At 39.7% G+C, this 438-nt stretch carries 1 pseudogene; it reads right to left on the bottom strand.

Going from position 1 to position 438, the window contains the following annotated elements:
* Positions 1-438 (bottom strand): annotated as a pseudogene (locus tag DWW43_RS11195) (hypothetical protein); the annotation flags it as partial.

Here is a 438-nt window from a genome sequence, read left to right as displayed (position 1 = left end):
GACATCCGCTCACCGGGGAATGTATATGGGATTTTTTGAATTTCGACATTTGCGATTGAACCGTCTTCTAATTGAACAATGATATCCAGAAGTAGGAGAGAGGTTGATGGCAGCATACTGTCTTCATTTGACAGGATACACTTCACGGTTACATTTGTACCGATGATACTGCTGATCAGTCGTGATAATCGTTCCGGGTATACATCCGGGTTAAATAGCTTCTTAAAAAATGGATCATAGGTTAATGGCAGACTTTTCTTTCCTTCCATGAATTCGAGAAAGCACGATTTCCATTTGTCAGGCCAGTTCAGATATGTCCGGTAAACGGATGGATTCTTCTTTAATTCTAATAGACATTCATCGTTGGTTCGGGATGGGAAAAGCTGTTTAATATTTGTAATAGAAGACTTTGGCCTATTACATTCTGATGTGGTCACA

The sequence above is a fragment of the Clostridium sp. AF15-41 genome (genome assembly GCF_003604095.1).
Taxonomy (GTDB): domain Bacteria; phylum Bacillota; class Clostridia; order Lachnospirales; family Lachnospiraceae; genus Coprococcus.
Note: the sequence above shows the minus strand (reverse complement) of the source record. Positions and strands in the feature narration are given on the sequence as shown.